The organism is Blautia sp. DFI.6.71 (genome assembly GCF_020593585.1).
Lineage (GTDB): Bacteria > Bacillota > Clostridia > Lachnospirales > Lachnospiraceae > Blautia_A > Blautia_A wexlerae.
Genome location: NZ_JAJDMJ010000003.1, coordinates 50,801 through 77,618, shown reverse-complemented (window position 1 = coordinate 77,618; position 26,818 = coordinate 50,801). Strand labels below are relative to the sequence as shown.

Below are 26,818 nucleotides of genomic sequence, written 5' to 3'. Positions count from 1 at the left end.
ATGGCAAAAACAGCAGCTCAGCCAAAGACAATGGAATCAAATCATAAAGTTGCGTCTGTATTATCCACAGGGCTTTTCGCTATCCTCTGTGTGCTGATCGCATTTCCGCTTCTTGCAGGTTTCTTCGCTTCCTTCCAGGAAGGCCGTGAAGTGGTTATGAAAGGTATGTCCCTGAATCTTGATTTTTCCAAGATGCATCTGGATAACTACAAATACCTGTTTTCCGGAAATGAGGATTCCCGAAAATATTTTATGTGGTATAAAAACAGTCTGATCCTGACACTGATTACAGTAGTTCTGACACTGCTGGTATGCTACTTCATCGCATACGGTCTGACCATGTACAAATTTAAACTTCAGGGATTTTTATTCTTCCTGGTAATCGCAACTATGTGTGTTCCTTTTGAAATCCTGATGCTTCCTCTGTATAACGAAGTTACATCTCTTGGGATCATCAATACAAGAGCCGGTGTTATTCTCCCCGGACTATGTGGTGCGTCGACGATTTTCTTCTTTAAACAGTACATGCAGAGTCTTCCGAAAGAGCTTCTGGATGCAGGTAGAATCGACGGATGCACAGAGTATGGTATCAGTGTTAAGATTATGATGCCGATCACAAAACCTGCATTTGCTTCCATGGCAATCCTCTGTGCAATGGGTTCCTGGAACAACATGTTATGGCCGATGCTGGTATTCCGTGATACAAGCAAATTTACACTGCAGATCGGTCTGAACACACTGCTTACACCTTATGGAAATAACTACAACCTTCTGATCGCAGGTTCCATGTTTGGTATCCTTCCGATCCTGATCATCTATCTGATCTTCCAGAGATATCTGATCGATGGTATGACATCCGGTGCTGTCAAAGGTTGATAATTTATAAGAACGGAGGTTCAAAACATTATGGCGAAACAGGCAAAAATGGTAGTGGACAAAGCATTTTCCATTTCCAAAATCGACAAAAGAATTTACGGTTCCTTTATTGAACATCTGGGAAGAGCTGTATACGACGGAATTTATCAGCCGGGACATCCGCTTTCCAATGCTGATGGATTCCGTAAAGATGTCATTGATCTGGTAAAAGAACTGGATGTACCGATCGTACGTTATCCGGGCGGAAACTTTGTATCCAACTTTTACTGGGAAGACAGTGTGGGACCTGTTGAGGAAAGACCTCACAGACTGGAACTTGCATGGAGAAGCCTGGAAAAGAATGAAGTAGGACTTCATGAATTTAAGAAATGGGCAGATGCAGCTAACTCAGAGGTTATGATGGCAGTCAATCTGGGAACAAGAGGAATCACAGATGCCTGCAATCTTCTGGAATACTGTAACCATCCTGGCGGAACCAAATACAGTGATCTTCGTATTAAACACGGACAGAAGGATCCATATGGATTCAAAACTTGGTGCCTTGGAAATGAAATGGACGGTCCATGGCAGATCGGTCACAAGACAATGGATGAGTATGGAAGACTGGCAGAAGAAACAGCCAAAGCAATGAAACTCATCGATCCGTCTATCGAGTTCGTTGTATGCGGAAGTTCCAACAAAGATATGCCGACCTTCGCACTCTGGGAAGATCATGTACTGAGCCACACTTATGATTATGTAGATTATTTATCCCTTCATACATACTATGGAAACCGTTCTGATGACAGCAACGACTTCCTTGCAAAATCCGATGACATGGACGAATTTATCCGCACCATCATCGCAACCTGCGACTATGTAAAAGCGAAAAAACGCAGTAAAAAGAACATGTATCTCAGCTTTGACGAGTGGAATGTATGGTATCATTCCAATGATGCTGACAACGATATCACAGAGAACCATCCATGGCAGGTGGCACCGCCGCTTCTTGAGGACATCTACAACTTCGAGGATGCCCTGCTGGTAGGTCTGATGCTGATCGTTCTCATCCGTCATTCCGACAGAGTAAAAGTAGCATGCCTTGCACAGCTCATCAATGTTATCGCACCGATCATGACAGATCCGAATGGCGGCGGTTCCTGGAAACAGACAATTTTCTATCCATTCATGCATGCATCCAAATATGGCCGTGGTGTTGCACTCCAGCCGGTCATCTCTTCCACAGAGCATGAGACAAGCGGACATGGAAGCATCACAGATATCGAAGCAGTTGCTGTTTACAATGAAGAAAAAGAAGAAGTTACAATCTTCGCAGTAAACAGAAACCTGAAAGAAGACGTTGTGCTCAACACAGACGTAAGAAGTTTCGAAGGCTACAGAGTTGCCGAGCATATCGTACTTGAAAGCGATGACCTGAAAGTAGTCAATGCATTCGGACAGGAAAACGTAAAACCAAAAACAACAGAGCAGACAACCATGGACAATGGCGAACTGACAAGTATGCTTCATAAAGCATCCTGGAACGTGATCCGTCTTGTAAAGGATAATAAATAAGAATTATAGAATCCCCTTTAAGTGGACCTGGTAAATAACCAAAATCTGCTTAAAGGGGATTTTTAAAGTCTATTTGATCAGAAAAGGCTGAAGCGTCTGTATCGTATATTCATGCAGCGCTTCTTTTTTGCTTCTGTCAATCTGCAGATAATGAGCGTAAAGCACATCCAGAACCAGCAGGATCGGAAACTGTGGGGAAATGATATTTCCATATTCCAGATGCTCCATACTCGCAAAGATCAGTGTTTCATCGCAGAACTCCTGATAGGATTTGTCCTGCCTTGCAGTCATAAGAAGGGTATAGGCACCTCTCTGATGAGCGGCTTTCAGAGAAGAAATAATATCAGCCGTCTGTCCGCTGACACTGATTCCGATCACCAGACAGCTCTCATCCAGAATCACAGAATTTACTTTCATAATGTGGCTGTCCGTAACCGCCTCAATATTCAGCCCAATGCGCATAAAACGCAGTTTCATTTCCTGCGCGACAAGTCCGGAACTGCCTCTTCCATAGACATACACCCTTGGCCTGGACACAAGCAGTTTGGTGATACGCGCAATCTGTGCTTTGTCCAGAAGCGCATTCGCCTTATTCAGAAGTTCCTGATAAGTATTAAACTCAGAAATTTCGAAGTTCGGAACATTCTCCTCTGTTTCCGGAGTAAGGCTCTGCTTATATTCATAAATAAACTCCCGATATCCGTGAAAACCACATTTCTGGGCAAAACGGGAAAGAGAAGCCTCCGATACATAAAGGATTCCCGAAATATGTCTGGAGGAAAGGTCTTCTTCCTCTGTATTGTGCATAAAGAAATCTGCGATCGTTCGTTCCAGTGGTGTAAATGTATGGTAATAAGATTCAATTAATGGAATAATTTTTCGTTTGCTTAATGACATGAGCTGGCATATCCTTTCTGTATGTTTGAACTGAAAGCAGGGTATCGGTGTATCAATCTGAAATATTACTTTTATTATAATACCTTGAAATTGCTTTCTCAACCTGAGATGTAAATAATTTCGCTGTAATATAAAAAATAAGAAAGTAATTTCAAAAACAAAGAAAAACAGATGCTCAAAAATAACGGAAAGAACAGGGAATGAAAGAAGATTCTAAAACCATGACATTTATTGAAAATAAATTCACCCCGAATTATAATGAGTTCAACTAAAAAACAGATAGCAGAACGGACAGAAAGACAACGCTGAAAACGCAGTTATTTTTTGCTGAAACGCAGACATGGGGTAGTGCGGACAGTAACAAATCTGTCGGAACGTGTTATAATGAAAAGGAGAAAAACAATGATTATTTATGCAGGAAAAGATTACAATGACGTGAGCAGAAAAGCAGCCAACATTATGTCTGCCCAGATTATTATGAAACCGGACGCAGTTCTTGGTCTGGCTACAGGTTCCACACCGGTGGGAATGTACAAACAGTTAATTGAATGGTATAAAAAAGGTGACCTGGACTTCGCCAAAGTTACTTCTGTAAACCTTGACGAATACAAAGGACTTTCCGGAGACAACGACCAGAGCTACCGTTATTTTATGAACACAAACCTGTTTGACCACGTAAATATCGACAAAACAAAAACTTATGTACCGAACGGACTGGAAGAAGACAGCGAAAAAGCATGCGCAGATTACAATGCGATCATCCGCAGTGTAGGCGGCGTAGACATGCAGCTTCTGGGAATCGGCGGAAACGGACATATCGGATTTAATGAGCCGGGAGAAGCTTTTGAAAAAGAAACTCACTGTGTAAACCTTACAGAAAGTACAATTAAAGCAAATGCAAGATTCTTCGCAAGCATGGATGAAGTTCCGAAACAGGCTTACACAATGGGAATTAAAAGTATCATGTCAGCAAAGAAAATCCTCCTGATCGCAACCGGAGAAGCAAAAGCAGATGCACTTTACAAATCTCTGTACGGACCGATCACCCCGAATGTACCGGCATCTATTCTGCAGCTTCATCCGGATGTAACCGTTGTAGCAGACGAAGCAGCATTAAAACTGATCCGTGAAAAAGGACTTCTGTAAAAATAATCTTCAGAATTAGCATCACAAAAGGAGCGAAGAAGAAATGATTATTAAAAATGGAAACGTATTTCAGGAAGATGGAAGCTATAAAGTAACAGATTTATATATAGAAAATGGCAGGATCGCAGCTTCCGAAGACGAAGTAACAGATAAAACCCAACTGGATGCAGCAGGTCTGAAAGTGCTGCCTGGACTGGTAGACATTCACAGCCACGGTGCAGTCAGACATGATTTTTCAGATGCAGATGTGGATGGACTGAAAATCATTCTTCAGTATGAAAAATCACAGGGAATCACTTCCTACTGCCCGACATCCATGACCCTTCCGAAAGAAGAACTGCTGAAAATTTTCCAGACAGCAAAAGATGTAGAACAGGACGAAACCTGCGCAAGAATCGTTGGCATCAACATGGAGGGACCTTTCCTTGACCCGTCCAAAAAGGGAGCCCATGTGGAAGGCTATATTCGCAAACCGGACATTGAATTTTTCAGAGAATGCAATGAGGCAGCAGGCGGACTGATCAAACTGGTAACTCTCACTCCGAATATGGAAGGCTCAGAAGAATTTATCAGGGAGTTACATAATGAGGTAGTCATTTCCATCGGACATACAGCAGCAGACTATAACTGTGCTGCAGAAGCCATGAAACAGGGTGCCCTTCATGTCACACATTTATACAATGCCATGAATCCGATGGGACACAGAGAACCGGGAGTGATCGGAGCAGCGGCAGATAATGAAAACTGTATGGTAGAGCTGATCGGAGACGGAATCCATATCCACCCGGCAACTGTCCGCAACACTTTCCGCCTTTTCGGAGACAGCAGAGTCGTTCTCATCAGTGATTCCATGATGGCAACAGGCATGGAAAACGGAATCTACGAACTGGGCGGCCAGGAAGTAACCATGAAAGACCGCAAAGCAACACTGGCAGATGGAACCATTGCCGGTTCAGCGACCTGCCTTTTCGGATGCATGAAGAGCGTCATTTCCATGGGAGTACCGGAAAGAGAAGCCATCCTTGCCGCAACAGCAAACCCGGCGAGAAGTATTGGAATTTATGATGAAGTAGGTTCTCTGACCCCTGGAAAACGGGCAGATATTGTTCTGACGGATGAAGAACTTAATATTGTGAAAGTACTGTAGAGATTACAGAAACACAGGTAAAAGTCTGGAAGATATGACAATAGATTAATAAAAATAATAATTATTTTTAAATGTTATTAATATTGAAAATTATTTTCTTTGTGTTATAATGAGCCCATAGATGAGGACAGTATTAAAAGTTACGAAATCGATAATAGAGAGAAAGAAAAGAGGGAGAAGACATGACAAAAAAAGAGCTTCTGGATGCAATTCATGGACAGATGATCATTTCCTGTCAGGCTGTAGAAGGCGAACCATTATATGTGGAAGAGAAATCCATTATGTATTTAATGGCACGCGCTGCGAAACAGGCAGGCACACCTGCAATCCGTACCAGCAGCATCCGTGATGTCATCGCGATCAAAGAAGAAACAGGACTTCCTGTCATTGGTCTGGTTAAGATTCAGTATCCTGGATATGAAGGATATATCACACCTACCATGAAAGAAGTTGATGACCTGGTAGCAGCAGGTTCTGATGTTGTGGCACTGGACTGCACACTTCGTAAACGTGGAGATGGCACAACTGTCAATGAGTTTATCGCCCAGATTAAAGAGAAATATCCGGACATTATCCTGATGGCAGATATTTCCAATTATGAAGAAGGTGTCAACGCATGGAAATGTGGCGTAGATATCGTAGGAACAACCATGAGTGGTTATACCGACTACACATCCAAAAAGGACGAGCCGGATTACGAACTGATGGAAAGACTTGCAAAAGATATTGACATTCCGGTTATCGGTGAAGGAAAGATCCACTACCCGGATCAGGCTGTAAAAGCACTTCAGACAGGTGCATGGGCAATCGTAGTAGGCGGAGCAATCACACGTCCTCTGGAAATTGCACAGCGCTTCCAGAATGCGATCAAAGAAAGCAAATAAATCGGATAAAAAACAATGAAAATTCTCCCCGGATCTGGATTTCGGATAAAACAGAGGGAGAAAGAATTACGGAAAATAAAACATCAAAGGGGATGTAACAGATAAACCTTTCAGGAATATCTGCTGCATCCCCTTTTTGTATCCGCATAACGGAAAATGACAGAAAGAAAACTTCTGTTTTTTATAAAAGTTTATTTGCAATCGCATGAGCTGTTGCAGAACGTGCAGCAGAACGAGCTTCCGGCTTATGACAGCAGAATCCGTAGAACATACAGTCAATAAGAAATAACTGACCTACTTTTGCTGCAACGGAACCGGACTGTAAAGGACTTTCATTACAGCCACACTGCAATACAACAGTGGCAAACTCTGCTCCCGTTGATTTCGGAAAATGAGTGACCAGGATCACGGGAACCCCACGCTGGGAAGCAATGCTTAAAGTATCACACATATCTTTGGTAGAACCGGAGTAAGAGAAAAACAAAATCGCATCCTTGGAATCTGCCAGAGAAACTGCGCTTGCCTGCATATGAGAATCGCTGATATGTATAAAGTTAGGAGCAGCAGTTGAAAAACGGGCCCATGCTTCCATTGCCATGACCATACTTCCGCCCTGTCCGAAACAGTAAATACGGCGTGCTTTCGAGAGAATCGATACTGCCTGAGTCATTGTTTTTTCATCAAAAAGTTCATAACTTTCATTCAGAGAAATAATGTTGGCAGCATGTACTTTGGCTGCTATGGTAGCAATAGAATCTTCCGAAGATACAGGTTCAGCGGAATTGCCGGAATCTCCTAAGTCGGTCGTGCGGTCAGCCTGTGCTAATGCCAGTTTAAATGCATTATAACCGGAAAGGCCAAGGCCACGGCAGAAACGGGTTATGGTAGCTTCAGATACATCGCAGTTTTCGGCAAGAGATGTAATGGAAAGATACTGTGTCTCTGCTGTATGAGAAAATACATAATCTGCCAGCTTTTTTCCGGATTTGGTAAGAGAATGGTATTGTTCAGTTATGGAATCAAGAATATTATCTGCCATGAGAAAACCTCCGTAGAATGATAAAAATATTATAAAACAAGATTTTATGGGATGCAAGGCGATATCTTTTTAAAACAGGCACAAATTTTTATAAAAATATTAAAATGAAAATTATTTTTATGGAAAGTGCACAAAAATAAAAATTATTTTCATCTATTAATTAGATTGAAAAAATATTTCGAAATTGATATACTCAGTCCAGATAAAAACGAGAAAGAAATTCAAAAAGGCAAACATAAAAGAAAAGGAGATCAGACATATGAAAAACAAAGTGACAGCGTTATTACTGGCAACAACAATGGCTATTTCAGGAACAGCAGGAGCATTTACCGTATCAGCAGCAGAAGCAGCAGACAGCGGAACTTTAAAATTATCTGTAACTACAGGTGATGGTTCCACTTCTGATGATAAGATTCCAACACCATGGTACAACAGACTTCTGGCAACAAACTTAATGTTCCGTTCCTTATTCCTGGCAGACAGCAATCTGACAAATGCACAGCCGGATCTGGCAGATTCCTATGAAATCAGCGATGATAAACTGACTTATACCATCACACTGAAAGATGGTCTGAAATGGTCAGATGGTGAAGATCTGACAGCAGAAGATGTAAAATTCTCTATTGAGACAGCATTGAAAGCAGCAACTATCAACTCTATTTATACTTCTGCATTTAAAAATATTTCAGACATGAGCGTAGACGGAAATACAATTACATTAACGCTTTCTTCCCCATACGCATCCATGATCGATGTACTTGCACAGTTTGCAATTTTACCGGAACACTGCTTGAAGGATGCAGATCCTCTGAAACTGGAATCTGATGCATTCTGGACAGATCCGGTATGCTCCGGTATGTATACTCTTGATGAGCTGAATGTAGGCAACTACTTCACATTAAAGAGAAATGAAAATTACGAAGGGGAAGCACCTAAGATTGCCAATGTAACCTGCTACTTTGTATCTGACTATATCACAGCAGCGCAGGCCGGAAATGCTGATTATGTATACGGAAATGCAGCAGATATGGTAGAAGCACTGGAAGGTATGGATAATTATACAGAGCATGAAGTTGATGTATTGTTCTATAAATATTTCATCTTTAACATGAAAGGTGCAGATGGAAACGTAAACGAAGCAATGGATAATGTTGAAGTTCGTAAAGCACTGGTAGAAGCTATTGACCGTGCAACACTGGCAACTTTATATCCGACTGCAAAAGTTCTCAACAGTGGTGTGCCGAATGATAACGAAGCATACAACGGATTTGAATATACCTTTGATGCTGAAAAAGCAAAATCAGATCTGGAAGCAGCAGGATACGATATGAGCCGTACCTTAAAAATCTGCTACTATAACAATGACCAGACTTCCATTGACCTGATCAACACTGTTGTATATTATCTGGAACAGACCGGAATTACTGTTGAAGCGACATTGTCCAATGATGGAACAACAGACCTGTTTACAACCCGTGACTATGATATCGGATTCAAAGGAAAGAGTGCATTTTCCATCGACGAATGGTACACAGAATATATGAGTACAGATGGACTGTTTTCAAATATCTTTGGCGGTGGTACAGAGTTTGATGATCTGGTAGCTGATCTGTTCAAGGCAACAGAAGAAGAGGAAAGAAATACCGTTCTGAAAGAACTTCAGGATAAAGAGCAGGAAATGGTTTACAAAGTTCCGGCATTCACAGTAGGTACTTATGTATTCACAAGTGACAATGTAAAGATTCCGGACGGCGTAGAATTCTGTAATCCACTTTACATGAGTGATATTGATTTTGCAGAGTGGGAAATAGCTGAATAATTCCTGTTCCGGCAAAAGCGCAGTGATGCTGGATAACAAGTGATCCAAAGGGGGAGAACCTTTCATGTTTCTCCCCTTTATCATTCAGAAAGATAAGTGCAGATGAGGTGATATAGTGTTCAAATATATTGTAAAAAAAATTCTTATGATGATTCCGATGCTGCTGCTGATCAGCTTTATTGTATATTTCGGTCTTCAGCTTACAGGAATCGACCCGATCAACTTTATGGTAAGCCCGGAAATGCTTTCTTCCAATAAAGAAAATGTAGAAGCACTGAGACAGTCTCTTGGATTAAATGATCCGATGATCGTTCAGTATTTTCGCTGGCTTGGCAACTGTCTCCATGGAGACTTCGGATATTCTCTGAAAGAAGGAAGCTCCATCGCTTCTATTATCGCAGTAAGACTTCCATATACTTTTGAACTTGCAGGATATTCTCTGATTTTTTCCGCAATCATTGGTGTTGGAATTGGTATCATTTCCGCAGTGCGCCAGAATGGTATCATTGATTATGTGGGACGTGTTCTGGCAGTGCTTGGACAGGCAATTCCACAGTTCCTTGTAGGAATTATTCTGATCCAGATTTTCTGTATTAAACTGGGCTGGTTCCCGTCAAGCAACCGTGTCAGTCCGGATGCCACAAATGCAGCACTGGATGCGTTTAAGCATTTATTTTTACCGGTACTGACTCTGACAATCGGTATGGTTGCCGTACTGATGCGTTATGCCAGAAATACCATGCTGGATGTACTGAACAGTGATTATATTAAAACTGCACGTTCCAAAGGAATCCCGGAATGGAAAGTATATCTGAAACATGGATTCAGAAATGCCATGAAACCGGTTCTGGTTATTCTGGTATTCCGTATTCCGATGCTGGTAGGCGGTTCCGTTGTCATTGAAAGTGTATTTTCCTATCCGGGAATCGGACTTACCATGACCAATGCGATTGTTTCCGGTGATTATCCGGTGGTACTGGTAACTACCCTGATTATTGCAGCAGCCATGCTGATCTGTTCTTTCATGGTAGATGTATTGAATGCCCTGTTAGACCCACGTGTACGTCTTGGCGAATAAAGAAGGAGGAGAAAATGATGAGTCAGTCAGCAGTAGATATGAAAAAAGAGAAAAAGACCGCAGCTTCTTCTCTCTTTAAAAAGAATGTAAAGAAATTTATGAATAATAAACTGGCCCTTCTGGGACTGCTGGTTATTGTTATTATGACCGTAGCCTGTATTATCGGCGCAATTGCAGGTGTAGATTATGTCACTCCGCATCTTCCGGATATGAAGAAAGCACCGGGAAACGGATATCTGTTCGGAACAGATACTATGGGACGTGACCTGTTTGCCCGTGTTCTGATCGGAGGCTGTTATTCTATTCTGATCGGTGTTTTCTGTGCAGTGCTTAGTTCTGTGATCGGAGCAATCCTTGGTGCGATCGCAGGATATTTCGGAGGAAAAACAGATGCAGCAATCATCCGTATTTCTGAGATTTTTCAGGCATTTCCGCAGCTCGTACTGGTTATGATGCTGGTTGCCATTGTAAATAAACGAGGACTTGGAAATTTATTATTCATCTTTGTATTTACCGGATGGATGACCACATTCCGTATGGTACGAAATGAGTTTGTATCCATTAAAGGAGAGACTTATGTAAAGGTATGTGAAGCATTTGGCATGAGCCGTATGAACATTATGTTCAAACAGATTCTTCCGAATGTAATGAGCCCGATCATTGTTTCCACTACAACAAACGTAGCATTTTTCATTCTTCAGGAGGCAGCCCTTTCCTTTATCGGACTTGGTGTTGCGGACAGTACACCTACCTGGGGAAATATTCTCAATGCTGCGAAATCAGTATCTGTCGTAACAAACCAGTGGTGGATATGGGTATTCCCGGGACTTGCCATTACTTTATTTGTTCTTGCAATCAATTTCCTGGGTGATGGTATCCGAGATGTCATGGATGCCAAACAGCAGTAAGGAGGAGCTTCATGGATAACCAGAAAATCATATTAAACGTTGAAAATCTTAACACAACGTTTGTATCTGATAAAAAAGAAATTAAAATCGTAAAAAATGTTTCCTTTCAGGTAAAACGAGGAAAAACACTTGCTGTTGTAGGAGAATCCGGATGCGGAAAGAGTGTGACCATGAATTCCATCATGCGTTTTACCGGAAAGAATGCAATCGTAAAAGCAGACAGTATTCAGTATAATGCGCTGCATGATGGAAAGGTGACAGAGTATCATCTTGAAAGTATCACTAAACCGAACGGACCGGAAATGAGAGCATTAAGAGGACCGGACTTATCTATGGTTTTTCAGGATCCGATGTCAAGTCTGAACCCTGTTTATAAAGTGGGTGATCAGGTAGCAGAAGGACTTTTACAGCATAACAAAGGAATGAAAAAAGCAGAAGCAAGAGAAAAAGTTCTGGAAATGTTCCGCAAACTGGGAATCCCGGACCCGGAAGAGCGTATTGACTGCTATCCTCATCAGTTCTCCGGTGGCATGAAGCAGCGTGTGGTAATTGCCATTGCCATGATCTGTAATCCGGAACTGATCATCTGCGATGAACCGACAACTGCACTGGATGTAACCATTCAGGCACAGATTATGGAACTGCTCAAATCCCTTCAGGTAAATGAAGGAAAGTCCATTATCCTGATTACACATAACATGGGTCTTGTGGCAGAAATGGCAGATGAAGTCTGCGTTATGTACATGGGTCGTGTTGTAGAATTTGGAAGTCTGGAGGATATCTTTGATCATACCAGTCATCCTTACACAAAAGCACTTTTACGTAGTGTGCCGGTACTTGGTCTTGGAGATGATCAGAAACTGGAGACAATTCCGGGAGTTACTCCAAACCCGGCTGATCTGAAAGAAGGATGTGAGTTTGCAGACCGTTGTTCTGAGTGTATGGAAAAATGCCGTAAAGGAAAAATTCCGGCATTTGAAGTCAGCCCGGGACATAAAGTCCGCTGCCTGAAATTTGATTCTTATCCGGAGGTGAAATAAGATGGAAACGGAAAAGAAGGAAGTAATTTTTAAAATCAAAAATCTGAAAACCTGGTTTCCTATTACAAAAGGATTCATGAAAAAAGTAGTAGGAAATGTAAAGGCTGTGGACGATGTCAGCATTGAGGTTTATAAAGGTGAGACGCTGGGAATCGTAGGAGAATCCGGCTGTGGAAAATCAACTTTTGGAAAGACCGTTATGATGTTGGAGAAACCGACAGGCGGCGAGGTTTTATTTAACTATAACGGTGAGTATAAAGACATTACAAAATTCAACAAAGATGAAATGTTTGAGTTCAGAAAAAAAGTACAGATGGTTTTCCAGGACCCGTATTCAGCATTGAATCCGCAGAAAAAGATATATACTTCTTTTGAAGAACCTTTAAAAACACACGGCGTAGATTCCGTAGAAGAGCGAGAAAAGATCATGAACCGTGTATTAAAAATGGTTAATATCCAGCCAGATTACCTGATGCGTTTTCCACATGAATTTTCAGGCGGACAGCGTCAACGTCTGTGTATTGCGAGAGCACTGGAAGTAACACCGGAAGTTCTGATCTGTGATGAACCGGTATCCGCACTGGATGTTTCTATTCAGGCGCAGGTGTTAAACCTGATGAAAGAAATTCAGAAGGAATTAAATCTTACTTATCTGTTTATTGCACATGATCTTTCTGTCGTTCAGTATATGTCAGATCGTATCATGGTTATGTATCTTGGAAAGATTGTGGAAGTGGCAGATTCCAAAGCTTTATATGATGAGCCGCTTCATCCGTATACAAAAGCATTGCTTTCTGCGATTCCGGTGGCAGATATTCATCACAAAAAGAAACGCCAGGTACTGGAAGGAGAGGTACCAAGTCCTATTCACAAACCAAGTGGCTGTGCGTTCCACAACAGATGCCCTTACTGTATGGACATCTGTAAAAAAGAAGATCCTGTTCTTCGTTACCATGGAGCTGACGGACACATGACTGCATGTCATTTATATGATGGAAGTGAGGTAAAAGCATGATTTATACAGATTTAAATAATCTTGAACGTTATCTTGGGATGGGAAAACATCTGGATACAGCAATTCATTATATTAAGGAACATTCACTGAATGATCTGAAAAAGGGACGCAATGAAGTTGACGGAGATTTTGCATTTATCAACTGCTTTGAATATGAAACATTACCAGAGGAAAAAACAGCTTTCGAAGCACATGAGAAATATGCAGATATCCATATGGTGATTTCCGGAGAAGAAAAAATGGGAGTCAGTGATATGTCTCTGATGACAGTAACTGCTAAAGATGAAGAAACAGATTCCATCGAATGCCATGGTCCGGTGGAACATTACATGGATCTGACACCGGGAAAGGTACTGATCGTATTTCCGGAAGATGCACATAAAGTAAAAATTATGAAAGACCAGATTTCACAGGTAAGAAAAGCAGTTGGAAAAGTACTGGTCACAGAGTAAATAAAATTGTTTATTCAAATTGGACAGAGGAAAAAATAATCTGTCCGTGCGAATATAGTAAGATCAAAATAAAAAAGAATATCAAAAAGGGAATATGGTAGATAACAGGAGGACTAAGAAAATGAAAGATATTACAAAATATCAGGGAATTATTCCGGCTTTTTATGCGTGCTATGATGACAATGGAGAAATCAGCCCGGAGAGAGTAGAAGCTCTTACCAGACATCTGATTGCAAAAGGCGTGAAAGGTGTTTATGTAGGTGGTTCTTCCGGTGAGTGTATTTATCAGAGCGTTGCAGACAGAAAACTGGTTCTGGAACATGTAATGAAAGCAGCAGAAGGAAAGCTGACAGTGATCGCACATGTGGCATGCAACAATACGACTGACAGTAAAGAACTGGCAGCACATGCAGAATCACTGGGCGTTGACGCAATTGCTGCAATTCCTCCGATTTATTTCCATCTGCCGGAGTATGCGATCGCAGAATACTGGAATGATATTTCCAGTGCGGCACCGAATACAGACTTTGTAATTTATAATATTCCTCAGCTTGCAGGAGTAGCATTGACTATGCCTCTTTTCCGCGAAATGAGAAAGAATCCAAGAGTAGCAGCAGTGAAAAACAGTTCCATGCCTGTACAGGATATCCAGATGTTTAAAATGGAAGGTGGAGAAGGTTTTGTTGTATTTAACGGTCCGGATGAACAGTTAGTGTCAGGTCTTGCCATGGGCGCTGATGGAGGAATCGGCGGTACTTATGCAGTAATGCCGGAACTTTATTTAAAAATCAAAGAGCTGACAGATGCCGGAAAAGTAAAAGAAGCCAGCGAAATCCAGTATGCAGCAGATGCGATCATTTATGCAATGTGTGAATGCCATGGAAATTTATATGCGGTTATGAAAGAAATCCTTCGAATCCGTGAAAACCTGAACATTGGCGGCGTAAGAAAACCATTACCGGAAATCATCCCGGAGGATATGGAACAGATTAAGAAATGTGCCGGAATGATTGACGAAGCGATAAAAAAATACTGCTAATGAAGAATCGTAACTGTTTAGTAATTTTACAGTTACCCAAACTCACAAAAAGGATGGGCTTAATCTATGAAAACATTTCTGAGTGCTGACAGGAGATTTCTGAATCCTCAGGCAATGGAAAATGTGGAACTGAAAGCAGCTGTTCCGGCAAAAGATACAGAAAATAATCCGTTATTCACTCAGGATATGCCCTGGGAAATCAGGATTGATAATGGATATCCCAATGTAATTTATGACCGCAGAGAACAGATTTTTCACTGTTATTATACATTATTTACAGAGGATAAAGATACAGAAGGCACTACTTTGCAGGAGCGTACACAGAGAAATTACAGACCGAGAATGGATCGTGTAACTTCTTTGGCATACGCCCGGAGCAAAGATGGAATCCACTGGGAAAAACCTTCATTGGGTCTTGTAGACTGGCGTGGAAGCAAAGAAAATAATCTTCTGTTCCGATATGCGCATGGAACAGGGGTTATGCTTGATGAGCGGGATAAGAATGCCGGACGTAGATTTAAAATGGTGACCAAAGTGGATATTCCGGGACATGGAGCGCATATGGCGGTCGGTTTCTCTGAGGATGGAATCCACTGGGGAGAACTGATTCCCTGGCCGGAGTATAATCCACAGGCAGACAGTCATAATTTTCCATTCTGGAATGAAGAAGAGCAATGCTATATGTTGGTTTCCCGCATATGGAAAGACGGAATCCGTGTGACGACCATCAGTCACAGCCAGGATTTTATCCACTGGAGTGAACCCGTAGAAACACTTCGGGGGCGAGGATATGAAAACCAGATTTATTCGATGCCTGTATTTAAAACACATGGATTATATCTGGGTCTGGCTTCGCTGATCCATGAGGGTGACAGAAACGAGAAAAATTTCGACTGTGTGGATTGTGAACTTACCTGGTCTGCGGATGGTAAAAAATTTGATTTTGCAGCAATGGATCAGGCGGTTATTCCAAGAGGTGACGGGCATTATCCGGATGGAGAATTTGATAATTCCTGTATCTATGCATCATCACCTGTGACAGACGGACAGAAAGTATGGATTTACTACATGGGTGGAAATGGACAGCATACAAATTTCCGGGAATCTTCGTTGGGAAGAGCATACTGGGAAGCAGATAAATTTGCCTGCTGGACAGAGAAAAACGAGGGAATGGAGAGCATTCTGACTACGACTACTCTGATCTTAGGTGGAAATTATATAGAAGTGCTGGCAGATGAAGCTGATGCAGAGAAAGACTGGGAGCTTATGGCTTCAGTACATCCGGTCTGGACAGAAAATGCTTATGAAGGACTGGGAATGGAAGATGCTGTGACAGAAAAATCCGGTCGCTGGATTCGTATTTCATGGAAAGGGAAAAAACTTCCGGATAAAAGTGGATGTATTCGATTTCAATTTAAAAATCTGAAAATCTGGGCTGTTCGTGGAGAGCTGGAATATAAAGGCCATCGTCTCTGGGAAGGTGCAGATATGGAAAATGAAGGAATGTAAATAAAAAGTTAATATCCTGACAGATAAGAGGCATTTGAGTTTCATACCTGTCAGGATATTTTTTATGTTTATAAGTTTTACGGAGAGGATATATTTAAACTCTCCGCAGTGGAGAAACCAAGAGCTATAATCGAACCATTTCAAAGTTTCTGTGAAGCAAGATAATAAGCTCCCAGAAGCCCCGCAGAGTTTCCGAGTTCTGCGCTGGAAATCTGTACATGTGCAAAACTGGACATAACCATCTGTGGGATTCGCGCGTGAATCTGTTCCAGAATGTAAGGCTGGACCATGATGCCGCCGCCGAGAACTACGCAGGAAGGGTTAAAAATATGGATCAGGGTTGCAAGACCAAGCACGATCTCATCAATCCATTTATTTACGACTGCTTTAATTTCCGGGCGTTCCAGATTGGCGAAAATCTGGCGGCCGTTGGTAAGAGACGGGTCTACAGCGGAAACCATTTTTACCAGGGCAGTAGCGGAAGCGTAACGTTCATAACATCCGTCAAACGGGTCTGTACCGGCGAGCTTTTCTTCTGCGTGTGTGATGATGGCACCAAATTCTCCCGCTGAGAAGGAAGAACCGTGGTAAACCTGTTTATTTTCAATAATCGCACCACCGACACCGGTTCCATAGGTGAGGCAGAGGAAAGAATCTTTTCCTTTTCCTGCACCGAAGATGGCTTCTCCGAGTGCTGCGCTGTTGACATCATTTTCTACTGCGACAGGAACATGGAAACGCTCCTGAAGGATTTTCTGAAACTGTGTACCTGTGTAATCCGGGATGTTGCTGTTGGCATAAATGATATACCCTTCTTCCGGGTTGACCTGACCGGCGGTGCTGATGCCGATGGCATCAAATGGGAGGGACTGCTCTGCGAGAGTGCAGATGGTTTCGAGGATGTGAGGGCCGCCTTTATAAGCTTCAGTAGGACATTCACTGGTTTCCATAAGGTGTCCGTCCTGACAGATTCCATATTTGATTGCGGTTCCGCCGATGTCAAAAACTAAAATTTTCATAGGGTACTCCTTTCGGTTTTTTGATAGTGGGATTGTGATAAATGGAACAGTTGTTTTAAAATTAGTATAGCATATAGGGGAGATGAAGTCATTACAAAATGAAAAGAAATTTCTATTTTGATGAATAAATAAAATAATTTTCTTAAACATGAGGAAAAAGGAGAAAAATTTATATGACATTTTTTGCAAAGAATAACCAACCCGGGATATTGGAATGTAAGTGATGTGGGTATATAATTAAAAAAATGGATTACCATGAGTAAATGAACAAGGAGAAGGATGTATGGGTGTGAATTTTATATTGCAAGGGGCAGAAGCAAACATCAGCAGGATTAAGAAGGGAACGGAAATCCTACAGGAAGAATGGAATAAGACAGAGCAGAAAGTGGGGGATGTTTTTTCTGATGTCAGAGTAACTGTAAAGTTTCATGAGGGGATGGAACTGGAAGTGAAACGAATGAAGGCAGATGTGGAAATTGACTGCCACGAACCAGCTCATTTTTTCAGAGGACTGAACTGGGTACTCAATCATCTGGAAAAGGCAGAAGGAGAAAGCGAGAAAAAGGAGAAGGCTTATTTTGCAGGAAACGGACTGATGCTGGACTGTTCCCGAAATGCGGTATTTACTGTGGAGAAAGTAAAAGCAATGATCCGCATTCTGGCAAAGCTGGGACTGAACCGGCTGTTACTTTATACAGAAGACACGTATGAAGTGCCGGAGCTTCCGTATTTTGGCGTTTACAGAGGAAGATACAGCAGAGAAGAAATCAGAGAGATCGATGAATATGCGCAGATATTTGGGATAGAACTGATTCCATGTATTCAGACACTGGCGCACCTTCATAATGCCCTGAAATGGCCGGAAGCACAAAAAATTATGGATACGCCGGACATTCTGCAGGTAGGAAAAGAAGAGACTTATGAGTTCATTGAGAAGCTTCTGACAGCAATAAAAGACAGCTTCCATACAAGAAAAATCCATCTGGGAATGGACGAGGCAGTGCAGCTTGGACTGGGAAATTATCTGAAAGAAAATGGCTATAAAAACAGTTCTGAACTGATTAAAGAGCACTGTGCGAGAGTTCTGGAAATCTGTCGCAAACTGGGACTGGAGCCTATGATCTGGAGTGACATGTACATCACTTCCAATACCGGAAAAAGTTACTACGAAGTACCGGAAAACGCCGATTGCAGTGACTGGAAGAAACCGGCTCCGGAACTTGGTCTGGTATACTGGGACTATTATAATGCGGACACAAAAATTTATGAAAAAATGCTCAATGTACATAAACAGCTTTCCGATAAAATCGTATTTGCAGGCGGATGCTGGATCTGGAACGGGATTGCGCCGAACTATTCCAGAAGCTTTACCTGTACGAAAGCGGCACTTGCCACCTGTAAGAAATATGAAGTTCCGGAAGTGTTCTGTACAGCGTGGCTGGACAATGGTGCAGAGACACCTGTGGATGCAATTCTGCCGGGAGCTGCATTGTTTGCATACTTGGGATTTCATGAAGAATTTGACGAAGCAGCATTGGAAGACGAGTTTCAGGATGCTGTGGGAAGCAGCCTGAAAGAGTTTCTGAAACTTGATAAATTTGACCAACTGTTTCTGGGAGATCAGGTGAATATGAAGTCCGAAAATCCATCCAAATATTTGCTGTATCAGGATGCGCTGCTGGGAATTTTTGATTATCATCTGAAGGATGCGGGGGCTTCTGAGTATTATAAAAAGCTGGCAGAAGAACTGAAAAACAGTGCGGAAATATGTAAAAATCACGCAGAATTTTTCGAGTATTATCATTGTCTGGCAGAGGTTCTGGCGCAGAAAGCAGATCTTGGATCAGAGATAAAAGCGGCATATGATGCACATGATTTATCCACACTGAGCCGGATTTGTGAGGAAATCATTCCACATCTTACAGAGAACCTGTGGAAATTAAAAGAGCTCAGAGAAGACCTGTGGATGGCAGATGCGAAACCATTTGGATATGAACTGATCGATCTGAGAATGGGTGGTGTGATCACCCGTCTGGACAGCACCAGACGCAGACTCCACAACTATGTGGAAGGTAAGATTTCCAGACTGGAAGAACTGGAAACAGAGAGGATTTCGTACTTTGCAGAAGGAGAACCTGCAATCGAAAATCACTGGCAGAGAGCAGTCAGCGGGGCAGATTTTACGGATACAATTTAAAAAAGGGTATTGAAAAACCAAAAAATGATGTTATAATACATTCAACGACAACGGAGTCATTGCAGTAATGCAATGGCTCTTTTTTGTTTCCATTTTCAGGAAGGGAGAAGGGTCTATGGAGAATTATGTGATCACGATTGCGCGTGGATTCGGCAGTGGTGGTAAGGAAATTGGAAAAATGCTCTCCAAAGAACTGGGGATTCCGTGTTACGAAAACCAGATTCTGGAGATGGCATCGGACTACAGTGGAATTGATAAGGATGAATTTATGCAGGTGGATGAGAAGCTGAGAGGCACCTATATTTCCAACTGGCTGGAGAAAGTTCCGATACTGAAAAATGCAGTTCCGATGGAATCAGAGTTTGTATCAGATCTTCATCTGTTTCAGATTCAGGCAGAAATTATCCGTGATCTTGCCATGACACAATCCTGCATAATTGTTGGAAAATGTGCGGATCATGTCCTGAGAAATTTCAATAATGTGATCAGTGTTTACATTGAAGCACCACGTCATGCCTGTGTGGACAGAATTTGTAAAAGACTGAATGTAACTCCGAAACGAGCAGAAGAACTGATCAAAAAAACAGATAAATACAGGTATGAATATTATAAATGCTATGCAGGTGGGGACTGGAGAAATCCAATCAATTATGACTTTACATTAAACAGTGACAGAATTGGATGGGAGCGTTGTGTAGAGCTGATCAAGCAGTATGTAACTATCCGTTTTGGCATAGATACAGAACATTCTGAAGATGAGAGTGAAGAGTAAAATCAGTAAATAATAAGTAAAAAAGTATATTATTAAAGAATATAAGATGTTTATAAGAAATAACAAAATAATGATAAAATTATAAAAAAGTGCTTGACAATAAAAAACACTTGTGATAATTTATCATCAATAAAAAAATTGAATACGGCAAATATTTAAGGTCTCCGTGATTAATTTATAAATTGGAATAAATTGATTGTACATCCTGTCCTGCGTGAAGGGAGTGACACCGGTGTGTCAGAATTCACATAGAATATGGCATGTGCTTTTTTTGTACAATTTTTGATTAAAACAAGGGCGTTTTGATAGAAATGAATATCAAAACGCCCTTCTTTTTTTGCACAGAGTTTGCCGGGAATCTGAAGAAAAGCAAAGATATCGAGGAGGAAGAACAATGAACATCAAGAAAATTTTGAAACCTGTATTGTCGATTGTGCTTGCTCTGGTGCTTGGGGCAGTCGTGATCGCATTGGTAGGAGAGAATCCGCTGAGCGTTTACAAATCTATGCTGCTTGGAGCATTTGGAAGCAAAAATGCGACAGCAGGAACTTTTGTGAAAACGACGACCATGATTTTTGTAGGTCTGAGTTATGGATTTGCTTATAAGTGCGGGCTGATCAATATTGGAATTGAAGGTCAGCTTTATATGGGCGGACTGTTCAGCGCCATAGCCGGTATTTATCTGAAACTTCCTATGGCACTTCACATTCTGGTCTGTCTGGCAGCAGGATTTATCGGCGGAGCATTCTGGGGTGGGATCGTAGGATGGCTCAAGAACAGATTTAAGGCCAGTGAGATGATCACAACCGTTATGATGAACTACATCGCAATCTATATTGTACAGTACATGGTAAATGGTCCGATCAAAGAAGAGAAAGGTACTTATCCACAGAGCGAAAACATTCTGGAAAGTGCACAGCTTCCACTTCTGGTTCCAAAGACACAGCTTACCATTGGAATCCTGATCGCTGTTGCAGCAATTATCTTCTACATTATTTACTGGAAAAGAACTTCCGCGGGATTTGAAATGTCTGTAGTCGGAGCCAACGAACAGGTTGCAGCATATGCAGGAATGCCGGTGAAAAAAATGGTTATGGTGGCAATGCTTGTGTCCGGTGGCCTTGGAGGACTTGCAGGAAGCATGGAAGTTCTTGGTGTACAGCATAAGATTATGGATGGTCTGTCAGCAGGATACGGATTTGATGGAATTGCCGTTTTCTTACTTGGAAATAATAGTGGAATCGGAATTTTCTTTTCCTCCCTGTTATTCGGAGCTTTGAGAGCCGGTGGAAATGCGATCCAGATGTTTACCAGCCTTCCGATCGCAGTTATCTATATTCTTCAGGCACTTGTTATTTTGTTTGTAGTCGTTGACTTCTTCAGACTGGAAAGGAAGTGATCCCGGATGGGCAGTATCATTAGTTTTGGAACAGTTTTATTAAATTCATCTACCTCGATTTTATTTGCATCACTTGGAGTCCTGCTTATGCACCTGTCAGGCGTTATGAATATCGGTGCAGAAGGAATGATGCTCATCGGAGCATTTTCCGGAGTGGCAGGTTCGGCAATGACCGGCAATGTATGGCTGGGAGCTTTGTTTGCAATGGTTATGACCGGAATCAGCGGTCTGGTCTATGCATACTGCACAGTAACTATGAAAGCCAATCAGGTTGTCGTCGGTATCGCGCTTAATATATTTGCAGATGGAATTACCACAACACTTTATCGAATGATTTTTGGCATGGGTTCCAGTTCTACAAAGGTAGATTCTTTTACAAAAATGGGACCACTGAATGTACCTGTTTATATTGGAATCCTGTTGGTTATTCTGCTGACTGTATTCCTGTATAAAACCAAATATGGTCTTCAGGTCAGGGGCGCAGGTGAGTATCCGCTGGCAATTGATTCAGCAGGAATGAGCGTAAATAAGATCCGTTATATCAGTGTAATTGCAGGCTCTATGATCATAGGACTTGGAGGTGCGTATCTCTCACTTGGAGAACTTTCTTTCTTTACTGAAGATATGGTGACAGGGCGAGGATACATTGCACTGGCGGCAGTTATATTCGGAAGATATACACCGGTAGGAACATGGCTTGCAGTTCTTGTTTTCGGAGCTGGAGAAGTTATGGTTTACCGTCTTCAGGCAGCAAGCGTGGGCATTCCTACACAGTTGATCCTTATGATCCCATATCTGCTGACAGTGATTGTAGTAGCAGTATTCGGACAGAAAGGAAGCGGACCTGCAGCACTTGGAATTCCATTTTCCAAGAACCAGAAGCAGTGATAACAACAGGAAACAGTAAACAAAGCATATAAAAAGGAGAAAACGATTATGAAAAACAGAGTAATGAAAACAATGATGGCACTGACAATGACAGCAGCATTAACCGTTTCCATGGCAGCAGGTGCTGTAAGCGTAATGGCAGCAGACGAAAAAGATCCCAAAGATGTAAAAGTTGCTCTGGTACTTCCGGGCAGTGCAAATGACAAAGGATGGAATCAAGAAGCATATGACGGACTGGAAAAGATCAAAGATCTGGGATGCGAGACAGCATATTCCGAGAACGTACAGGCTTCTGATTATGAAACAATCTTCCGTGGATACGCAGATCAGGGATTCAATGTTGTATTCGGACATGGAACAGAATTTGAAGATGCAGCAGAAAAAGTTGCAGAGGATTATCCGGACACAATTTTCTGTATCACAAGCTCCGATATTTCCCAGGACCCGAATGTATGCTCCCTTCAGAATCTGAACAATGAGCAGGGCTTTATCGCAGGCGTGGTAGCTGCCCTTGCGACAGAAAGCAAAAAAGTCGCAGCCATCGGTGGTATGGAAATCCCGTCCATTCAGAGTTACATCATGGGATTTGAACAGGGTGTCGAGTATGTAGATAACGGAACAGAAGCACTTACTGCATATACCGGTGATTTCAGCGATGCTACAAAAGTAAAAGAACAGGCAAATGCATTTATCGAACAGGGTGCAGATATTGTTTCCCAGGATGCTGATGAAGCAGGTCTTGGATTATTTGAAGCGATCAAAGATGCACCGGATGGAGTGTATGCGATTGGTGCAGTTAAAGACCAGTATGATGAATGCCCGGGCAAAGTTCTTACAAGTGCGACCAACCAGATCAGTGATGGAATGAAAGTTGCAATCGAGGATTATATCAAAGAAGGTCTGGAAGCAAAATGCTATAAATTTGGTATTAAAGAAGGCGTTATCGGACTGGCAGATTATCATGACTGTGCAGATGTTCTTACAGATGATGAGAAACAGTTTGTGACAGATACCATGGACAAAATTGCCAATGGTGAGATTGAAGTTAAAAGTGCTCAGAACTGACAGATGAGTCAGGCAGATAAATGTCTGATCTGATGAAAGGTCAGTTACTATAAAGGGTTTGAAAACAGCGGGCTGTCTGCACTGACAGCCCGGCTGAAGATAGGAGATTTTTATGGCGAACATGTTGGAGTTAAGAAATATATCAAAAATATACGGCAGATCCTATGCCAACAAAAACATTAATCTGAATGTGGAAGCAGGAAAAGTCTACTGTCTTCTTGGTGAAAACGGAGCAGGAAAAAGCACATTGATGAATGTTTTGTATGGTCTGACACAGCCGGACGGCGGTGAGATTTATATAGATGGAAAAGAAGTATCTGTTTCCTCTCCGAAAGATGCGATTTCTTATGGAATTGGAATGGTGCATCAGCATTTTATGCTGATCCCGGCACTGACAGTTGTTGAAAATATTATCCTTGCAATGGATGAAAAAAAAGGCCTTTTTGTAGATAAAAAAGGTGTTGCAGAGAAAATAAAACAGATTTCTGATAAATATGGATTTCAGATCGATCCCTATGCAAAAGTTTCAGATCTTTCTGTAGGACAGCAGCAGAAAGTTGAGATCGTGAAAGCGATTTACAGAGACTGCAGACTTCTGATTCTGGATGAGCCCACAGCAGTGCTTACCCCGAAAGAAACAGAAGAATTATATGTGATTATTGATCAGTTTAAAAAAGAAAATAAGTCTGTAATTTTTATTTCCCATAAGCTTCATGAAGTTATGCATGTGAGTGATATTATCAGTGTTCTGAGAAACGGGGAAAACGTTGCGACATTAAATAAATGTGATACCAATGAGAATGAGCTTGCTGCTCATATGGTAGGAAAGAAAGTAAATTTCGTGGTAGAAAAAGAACAGGCACATACAGGAGACACTGTTCTTGAGATCAGTGACCTGAAAGTAAAAGGAAAGAAAGGAAATATGGCAGTAGACGGATTGTCCCTGAAAGTCCGGGCAGGTGAGATTTATGGAATTGCAGGCGTAGATGGAAATGGTCAGTCAGAACTGATTGAAGCTATTGCAGGACTGACAAAGAGTCAGGGTGGAAACATCCGGATTCTGGGGCAGGATATGACAAACCAGACCCCGGGAAAGATTTTGAAACAGGGAGTTTCTCATATCCCGGCTGACAGACAGCACATGGGAATCCTGATGCAGCAGAGTCTGTTCAGAAATCTGATCCTGTACGATTACAACGACCCGAAATTTAAAAAGGGAATCTTTATGGACTGGAAAAAAGAATCTGAACATGCGAAAGGAATGGTGGAGAAATACAATGTGAAAACGCCAAGCCTTTCTTTAAATATCGGATATCTTTCCGGTGGTAATCAGCAGAAAGCAGTAGTAGCCAGAGAACTGGAAAAAGAACCGAAACTTCTTCTGGCAGTTCATCCGACAAGAGGAGTGGATATCGGAGCCATTGAATTTATCCATAAAGAAATTGTAAAAGCCAGAGATAAGGGCTGCGCGGTTCTTCTTGTTTCCACAGAGCTTGATGAAGTTATGGCTCTTGGAGACAGAATCGGGGTCATTTATGAAGGAAAAATTCTCGGAGAGATGGAAAGGAAAGATGCTACTGTTGATAAGATTGGCATGTATATGGCAGGAATGTCAGATGCTTCCGAAAAACAGGCAGTCTGAAATGTGAAGAGTATGAAAAAAGCAGATTTATTATTGATGGATGCAGTGATTGTTACCGTAGATAAAGACAGGAGAATTCTCTATCATGGGGCAATGGCAGTGACAGATGGAAGAATTACAGAAGTAGGAAAAACCGGAGAACTGGAAATAAAATATGCAGATGCAAAAGAAAAGATCGATTGTGAAGGCAAGATTATTTTTCCGGGATTTATCAATACCCACAATCATTTATTCCAGACATTGTTAAAAGGTCTGGGAGATGACATGGTCTTAAAGGACTGGCTGGCAACTATGACATTTCCGGCAGCGGGACATCTGGAACCGGAAGATTGTTACTATGGTGCCATGCTTGGAATCCTGGAGGGAATCCACAGCGGAATGACAACAGAAGTGGATTATATGTATCCGCATGCCAGAGAAGGACTGAGTGATGGAGTCCTGAGAGCTTATCAGGATCTGGGAATCCGTGGAATCTTCGGAAGAGGATGCATGAATACAGGTACAGATTTTGGCGTTGTTCCGGAAATCATGCAGACCAGAGACCAGGTTGAAAAAGATCTGATCCGTATTTATGATACTTATCATAATTCAGAAAACGGAAAGATTAAAATCTGGACAGCACCGGCTGCTCTGTGGTCCAACACAGAAGATATGCTTCAGATGCTTTATGAAATTGCTTCTTCTTATAAAGCAGGCATGACCGTACATGTATCAGAAACTCCATTTGACAGAATGGCAACCGAAGCACTTCACGGATGCGCAGGTGTGGATTGTCTGGAGAAGATTCATGCGGCAGCAGATAATGTTCTCATGGTTCATTGTGTATACCTGACAGAATCAGATATTGAAAAAGCGGCACATTATGATCTGAAAGTATCTCACAATCCGGTCAGCAATATGTATCTTGCTTCCGGAGTCGCACCGGTTCCGCAGATGCTGGAAAAAGGAATCACAGTAAGTCTGGGAGTTGACGGAGCTGCAAGTAACAATGGTCAGGATATGATTGAATTGATGAAAACGACTTCTCTTCTTCAGAAAGTAAATACTTTAAATCCTACTGTGATTACAGCAGAAAAAGTTCTGGAAATGGCAACCATTGACGGAGCAAGAGCAATTGGAATGGAAGATGAGATCGGCTCACTGGAAGCAGGAAAAAAAGCAGACTTTGTGATTTTTAATCCACATCTTTCACCGAAGGCAGTTCCTGTACATAATCCGGTTTCCACACTGGTATATTCTTCTTCTATGCAGAATATCGAGAGCGTGGCGGTAGATGGAAAATTCCTGATGAAAGACGGAAAAGTAACCGTGATCCCAAATGAAACAGAAGTCCTGAAAAAAGGACAGCAGATCGCAGAAAGTTTATGTGAAAGAGGAAATATCACAAACCGCAGAGAGGGACATCCATGGAAGAGATAAAGAATGACATAGCA

General features: G+C 41.8%; 23 protein-coding genes. 20 read left to right on the top strand and 3 right to left on the bottom strand.

The genetic code is table 11. The annotated features are described in order from the left end of the window. Both LJE12_RS03055 and arfA read left to right on the top strand, forming a co-directional pair. A complete protein-coding gene (locus LJE12_RS03055) occupies window positions 1–876 on the top strand; it encodes a carbohydrate ABC transporter permease (RefSeq protein ID WP_172678313.1) in 876 nt (291 codons plus the stop codon). A 30-nt stretch (window positions 877–906) separates the two neighbouring features. Beyond that, a complete protein-coding gene (gene arfA, locus LJE12_RS03050) occupies window positions 907–2,430 on the top strand; it encodes an arabinosylfuranosidase ArfA (RefSeq protein WP_216460687.1) in 1,524 nt (507 codons plus the stop codon). 69 nt (window positions 2,431–2,499) lie between these two features. Here arfA and LJE12_RS03045 read toward each other — a convergent pair whose 3' ends face one another. Beyond that, window positions 2,500–3,327, bottom strand: a complete 828-nt coding sequence (locus LJE12_RS03045; protein ID WP_055199871.1) for a MurR/RpiR family transcriptional regulator — start codon at window positions 3,325–3,327, stop codon at window positions 2,500–2,502. A 402-nt stretch (window positions 3,328–3,729) separates the two neighbouring features. Between LJE12_RS03045 and nagB the strand changes: the two genes are divergently transcribed. The 3 genes from nagB to LJE12_RS03030 all read left to right on the top strand — a co-directional run bounded on the left by nagB (window position 3,730) and on the right by LJE12_RS03030 (window position 6,504). Beyond that, window positions 3,730–4,473, top strand: a complete 744-nt coding sequence (nagB, locus tag LJE12_RS03040; protein WP_055199870.1) for a glucosamine-6-phosphate deaminase — start codon at window positions 3,730–3,732, stop codon at window positions 4,471–4,473. 43 nt (window positions 4,474–4,516) lie between these two features. Then, window positions 4,517–5,620, top strand: a complete 1,104-nt coding sequence (gene nagA, locus LJE12_RS03035; protein WP_227292076.1) for an N-acetylglucosamine-6-phosphate deacetylase — start codon at window positions 4,517–4,519, stop codon at window positions 5,618–5,620. Between the two features lie 182 nt (window positions 5,621–5,802). Continuing rightward, complete coding sequence (locus LJE12_RS03030) at window positions 5,803–6,504, top strand: N-acetylmannosamine-6-phosphate 2-epimerase (protein WP_227292073.1); 702 nt, start codon at window positions 5,803–5,805, stop codon at window positions 6,502–6,504. 181 nt (window positions 6,505–6,685) lie between these two features. Here LJE12_RS03030 and LJE12_RS03025 read toward each other — a convergent pair whose 3' ends face one another. Further along, complete coding sequence (locus tag LJE12_RS03025; protein ID WP_227292071.1) at window positions 6,686–7,543, bottom strand: MurR/RpiR family transcriptional regulator; 858 nt, start codon at window positions 7,541–7,543, stop codon at window positions 6,686–6,688. 259 nt (window positions 7,544–7,802) lie between these two features. On the opposite strand from LJE12_RS03025, the gene LJE12_RS03020 reads away from it, so the two are divergent. The 8 genes from LJE12_RS03020 to LJE12_RS02985 all read left to right on the top strand — a co-directional run bounded on the left by LJE12_RS03020 (window position 7,803) and on the right by LJE12_RS02985 (window position 16,403). Beyond that, window positions 7,803–9,362, top strand: a complete 1,560-nt coding sequence (locus tag LJE12_RS03020) for an ABC transporter substrate-binding protein (RefSeq protein ID WP_119234974.1) — start codon at window positions 7,803–7,805, stop codon at window positions 9,360–9,362. A 115-nt stretch (window positions 9,363–9,477) separates the two neighbouring features. Beyond that, the gene (locus tag LJE12_RS03015) at window positions 9,478–10,440 is read left to right on the top strand and encodes an ABC transporter permease (protein WP_227292069.1); all 963 of its coding nucleotides are present in this window, start codon (window positions 9,478–9,480) and stop codon (window positions 10,438–10,440) included. Window positions 10,441–10,454: 14 nt separating this feature from the next. Further along, window positions 10,455–11,348 carry an ABC transporter permease gene (locus LJE12_RS03010; protein WP_082433155.1) on the top strand — a complete coding sequence of 298 codons (894 nt, stop codon included), beginning with the start codon at window positions 10,455–10,457 and terminating at the stop codon, window positions 11,346–11,348. A gap of 11 nt (window positions 11,349–11,359) precedes the next feature. Further along, window positions 11,360–12,388: an ABC transporter ATP-binding protein gene (locus tag LJE12_RS03005; RefSeq protein ID WP_055199864.1), complete on the top strand. Its 1,029-nt coding sequence runs from the start codon at window positions 11,360–11,362 to the stop codon at window positions 12,386–12,388. Between the two features lies 1 nt (window position 12,389). Beyond that, complete coding sequence (locus LJE12_RS03000) at window positions 12,390–13,403, top strand: ABC transporter ATP-binding protein (protein ID WP_055199863.1); 1,014 nt, start codon at window positions 12,390–12,392, stop codon at window positions 13,401–13,403. Next, window positions 13,400–13,855, top strand: coding sequence for a YhcH/YjgK/YiaL family protein (locus tag LJE12_RS02995; protein WP_055199862.1), 456 nt, complete (start codon window positions 13,400–13,402; stop codon window positions 13,853–13,855). Before LJE12_RS03000 ends, LJE12_RS02995 begins: the two co-directional genes overlap by 4 nt. A gap of 121 nt (window positions 13,856–13,976) precedes the next feature. Then, complete coding sequence (locus LJE12_RS02990) at window positions 13,977–14,894, top strand: dihydrodipicolinate synthase family protein (RefSeq protein ID WP_227292067.1); 918 nt, start codon at window positions 13,977–13,979, stop codon at window positions 14,892–14,894. Window positions 14,895–14,960: 66 nt separating this feature from the next. Further along, window positions 14,961–16,403 (top strand): hypothetical protein, encoded by a 1,443-nt coding sequence (locus LJE12_RS02985; RefSeq protein ID WP_227292065.1) that lies wholly within the window; start codon window positions 14,961–14,963, stop codon window positions 16,401–16,403. A gap of 140 nt (window positions 16,404–16,543) precedes the next feature. Here the strand turns inward: LJE12_RS02985 and LJE12_RS02980 are convergent, their stop codons facing one another. Beyond that, window positions 16,544–17,422: an ROK family protein gene (locus LJE12_RS02980; RefSeq protein WP_055199859.1), complete on the bottom strand. Its 879-nt coding sequence runs from the start codon at window positions 17,420–17,422 to the stop codon at window positions 16,544–16,546. 283 nt (window positions 17,423–17,705) lie between these two features. On the opposite strand from LJE12_RS02980, the gene LJE12_RS02975 reads away from it, so the two are divergent. The 7 genes from LJE12_RS02975 (at window position 17,706) to LJE12_RS02945 (ending at window position 26,804) form a co-directional block, all read left to right on the top strand. After that, window positions 17,706–19,619, top strand: a complete 1,914-nt coding sequence (locus LJE12_RS02975; RefSeq protein WP_227292063.1) for a beta-N-acetylhexosaminidase — start codon at window positions 17,706–17,708, stop codon at window positions 19,617–19,619. A gap of 115 nt (window positions 19,620–19,734) precedes the next feature. After that, the gene (locus LJE12_RS02970; RefSeq protein ID WP_227292062.1) at window positions 19,735–20,391 is read left to right on the top strand and encodes a cytidylate kinase-like family protein; all 657 of its coding nucleotides are present in this window, start codon (window positions 19,735–19,737) and stop codon (window positions 20,389–20,391) included. 394 nt (window positions 20,392–20,785) lie between these two features. After that, window positions 20,786–21,790: an ABC transporter permease gene (locus LJE12_RS02965; protein WP_227292061.1), complete on the top strand. Its 1,005-nt coding sequence runs from the start codon at window positions 20,786–20,788 to the stop codon at window positions 21,788–21,790. A gap of 6 nt (window positions 21,791–21,796) precedes the next feature. Next, window positions 21,797–22,678, top strand: coding sequence for an ABC transporter permease (locus LJE12_RS02960; RefSeq protein ID WP_227292060.1), 882 nt, complete (start codon window positions 21,797–21,799; stop codon window positions 22,676–22,678). Between the two features lie 48 nt (window positions 22,679–22,726). Further along, window positions 22,727–23,743, top strand: coding sequence for a BMP family protein (locus tag LJE12_RS02955; protein WP_227292059.1), 1,017 nt, complete (start codon window positions 22,727–22,729; stop codon window positions 23,741–23,743). Window positions 23,744–23,855: 112 nt separating this feature from the next. Beyond that, window positions 23,856–25,385 (top strand): ABC transporter ATP-binding protein, encoded by a 1,530-nt coding sequence (locus LJE12_RS02950; RefSeq protein WP_227292058.1) that lies wholly within the window; start codon window positions 23,856–23,858, stop codon window positions 25,383–25,385. A 12-nt stretch (window positions 25,386–25,397) separates the two neighbouring features. Further along, entirely contained in the window at window positions 25,398–26,804 is a 1,407-nt protein-coding gene (locus tag LJE12_RS02945) for an amidohydrolase family protein (RefSeq protein ID WP_227292083.1), read from the top strand. Window positions 26,805–26,818 lie beyond the last annotated feature (14 nt).

Coding starts and splice junctions, on each gene's coding strand:
- LJE12_RS03055 (WP_172678313.1), top strand. CDS start 1: ATGGCAAAAACAGCAGCTCAGCCAAAGACAATGGAATCAAATCATAAA.
- arfA (WP_216460687.1), top strand. CDS start 907: ATGGCGAAACAGGCAAAAATGGTAGTGGACAAAGCATTTTCCATTTCC.
- LJE12_RS03045 (WP_055199871.1), bottom strand. CDS start 3,327: ATGTCATTAAGCAAACGAAAAATTATTCCATTAATTGAATCTTATTAC.
- nagB (WP_055199870.1), top strand. CDS start 3,730: ATGATTATTTATGCAGGAAAAGATTACAATGACGTGAGCAGAAAAGCA.
- nagA (WP_227292076.1), top strand. CDS start 4,517: ATGATTATTAAAAATGGAAACGTATTTCAGGAAGATGGAAGCTATAAA.
- LJE12_RS03030 (WP_227292073.1), top strand. CDS start 5,803: ATGACAAAAAAAGAGCTTCTGGATGCAATTCATGGACAGATGATCATT.
- LJE12_RS03025 (WP_227292071.1), bottom strand. CDS start 7,543: ATGGCAGATAATATTCTTGATTCCATAACTGAACAATACCATTCTCTT.
- LJE12_RS03020 (WP_119234974.1), top strand. CDS start 7,803: ATGAAAAACAAAGTGACAGCGTTATTACTGGCAACAACAATGGCTATT.
- LJE12_RS03010 (WP_082433155.1), top strand. CDS start 10,455: ATGATGAGTCAGTCAGCAGTAGATATGAAAAAAGAGAAAAAGACCGCA.
- LJE12_RS03005 (WP_055199864.1), top strand. CDS start 11,360: ATGGATAACCAGAAAATCATATTAAACGTTGAAAATCTTAACACAACG.
- LJE12_RS03000 (WP_055199863.1), top strand. CDS start 12,390: ATGGAAACGGAAAAGAAGGAAGTAATTTTTAAAATCAAAAATCTGAAA.
- LJE12_RS02995 (WP_055199862.1), top strand. CDS start 13,400: ATGATTTATACAGATTTAAATAATCTTGAACGTTATCTTGGGATGGGA.
- LJE12_RS02990 (WP_227292067.1), top strand. CDS start 13,977: ATGAAAGATATTACAAAATATCAGGGAATTATTCCGGCTTTTTATGCG.
- LJE12_RS02985 (WP_227292065.1), top strand. CDS start 14,961: ATGAAAACATTTCTGAGTGCTGACAGGAGATTTCTGAATCCTCAGGCA.
- LJE12_RS02980 (WP_055199859.1), bottom strand. CDS start 17,422: ATGAAAATTTTAGTTTTTGACATCGGCGGAACCGCAATCAAATATGGA.
- LJE12_RS02975 (WP_227292063.1), top strand. CDS start 17,706: ATGGGTGTGAATTTTATATTGCAAGGGGCAGAAGCAAACATCAGCAGG.
- LJE12_RS02970 (WP_227292062.1), top strand. CDS start 19,735: ATGGAGAATTATGTGATCACGATTGCGCGTGGATTCGGCAGTGGTGGT.
- LJE12_RS02965 (WP_227292061.1), top strand. CDS start 20,786: ATGAACATCAAGAAAATTTTGAAACCTGTATTGTCGATTGTGCTTGCT.
- LJE12_RS02960 (WP_227292060.1), top strand. CDS start 21,797: ATGGGCAGTATCATTAGTTTTGGAACAGTTTTATTAAATTCATCTACC.
- LJE12_RS02955 (WP_227292059.1), top strand. CDS start 22,727: ATGAAAAACAGAGTAATGAAAACAATGATGGCACTGACAATGACAGCA.
- LJE12_RS02950 (WP_227292058.1), top strand. CDS start 23,856: ATGGCGAACATGTTGGAGTTAAGAAATATATCAAAAATATACGGCAGA.
- LJE12_RS02945 (WP_227292083.1), top strand. CDS start 25,398: ATGAAAAAAGCAGATTTATTATTGATGGATGCAGTGATTGTTACCGTA.